This is a genomic window from Thauera sp. WH-2, assembly GCF_048321015.1.
In the GTDB taxonomy this organism is placed as follows: domain Bacteria; phylum Pseudomonadota; class Gammaproteobacteria; order Burkholderiales; family Rhodocyclaceae; genus Thauera.
The window spans coordinates 1-1,799 of record NZ_JBLWFG010000025.1; the positions used below are offsets into that span (position 1 = coordinate 1).

Below are 1,799 nucleotides of genomic sequence, written 5' to 3' on the forward strand. Positions count from 1 at the left end.
GGGTTTGAAGGCCGCGACCGCAAAAGCTCTGTGGTGGCACGTTTGTAACATTCATCCTCAAACTTGACGCTGCTTTGTAGGTCATTAAAGTAGCGGCATGCACGTCAAGCTCACCACCTCCGGAGGCCGCCGCTACGTCCAACTCGTCGAGTCCTATCGCGACGAGGCCGGACGGGTGAAGAAGCGCACCGTCGCCACGCTCGGCCGCGCCGAGCAGGTCGATGGTTCGCTCGACGCGGTCATCAACGGCCTTCTGAAGGTCACCGGCCGTGAACCGATGGGGGCCAAGCCGCCGGCGCCGACGGTATCGTTCGAGTCCGCGCGGGCACTCGGTAACGTGTGGGCGCTGACCGAACTGTGGAAGTCGCTCGGGTTCTCGGATCTGCGGCGGGTGTTTCGCCGCACGCGGCGCACCACAGACGTGGAGGCGCTGATCCGCCTGATGGTGCTCAACCGCCTGTGCGACCCCGAATCCAAGCTTGGCGTACTGCGCTGGGTGCAGACCGTGGCGCTGCCCGACTTCGGGCCAAAGGCGGTGACGCACCAGCAGTTGCTGCGCAGCCTCGACGCGATGATGGATCACCAGGACGAGGTCGATGCGGTGGTCGCCGGACTGCTGCGCCCGCTGATCGATCAGGATCTGTCGGTGGTCTTCTACGACCTCACCACGATCCGTAGCGAAGGGCTCAGCCAGCAGGCCGGTGACGTGCGCCAGTACGGCATGGCCAAGGAAGGACTCATCGCCCGCCAGTTCATGCTCGGCGTGGTGCAGACCGCCGAGGGCCTGCCGATCTACCACGAAGTGTTCGACGGCAACACGGCTGAGACGCGCACCTTGCTGCCCACGCTCACCAAGGTGCTCGAGCGTTTCCCGTCGGTGCAGCGCCTGGTGCTGGTCGCTGACCGGGGGCTGCTCAGCCTGGACAATCTGGAAGCGCTGAAGGCTGTGCGCCTGGCCAGTGGCAAGCCGCTCGAATTCATCGTCGCGGTGCCGGGCCGGCGATACAACGAGTTCATCGAGCTGCTCGAACCCTTCCACGAACAGCAGTGCGCCACCGCCACTCAGGAAGTGATCTCGGAGCAGGCCTGGAACGACCTGCGGCTGGTGGTCGCGCACGATCCAGTGACGGCAGCAACGAAGACCCAACAGCGCAACGAGCGCATCGACGCGCTGACCCGCCAGGCGGACCAATGGACGGGCAAGCTCACCGAGCAGGATGAAGGCGTGAAGTACAGGGGGCGCAAGCTCTCGGACAGTGGCGCCAAGGCGCGCTTCTATCATGCGGTCAGCGAAGCGCACCTGTCGCGCATCATCAAGGTGGATCTGGGCGAGGAGCTCTTCAGCTACCACATCGACGACAAGGCCAAGCGTCTTGCCGAAATGATGGACGGCAAGCTGCTGCTGGTCACCAACGCCGAGGGCTTGTCCGCACAGAAGGTGATTCAGCGCTACAAGTCGCTCGCCGACATCGAGCGCGGCTTCAAGGTGCTCAAGTCCGAGATCGACATCGGCCCGGTGTATCACCGCCTGCCCGAGCGGATCCGCGCCCATGCGTCGATCTGTTTCATGGCGTTGATCCTGCACCGGGTGATGCGTAGCCGCCTCAAGGCCGCCGACGCGGGTTACACGCCCGAGCGGGCACTCGAACAACTGCAGCGCATTCAGCATCACCGGGTACGCCTGAACGGCGGCGAGCCGGTGGCGGGGGTGTCGACGATCAGCACAGAGCAGAACGAGGTGCTTCATGCCTTAGGAATCGAAAAGCCCGCGGCGCCGGAGCAGCTGGCGCTGTTGTAGT

The 1,799-nt window shown here is 64.4% G+C and carries 1 protein-coding gene; it reads left to right on the forward strand.

Annotated features, from left to right (window positions below; translation table 11 throughout):
* The first annotated feature begins 97 nt into the window (after positions 1-97).
* Complete coding sequence (locus tag ACNKW1_RS15695) at positions 98-1,798, forward strand: IS1634 family transposase (protein WP_418365510.1); 1,701 nt, start codon at positions 98-100, stop codon at positions 1,796-1,798.
* Position 1,799: the final 1 nt, after the last annotated feature.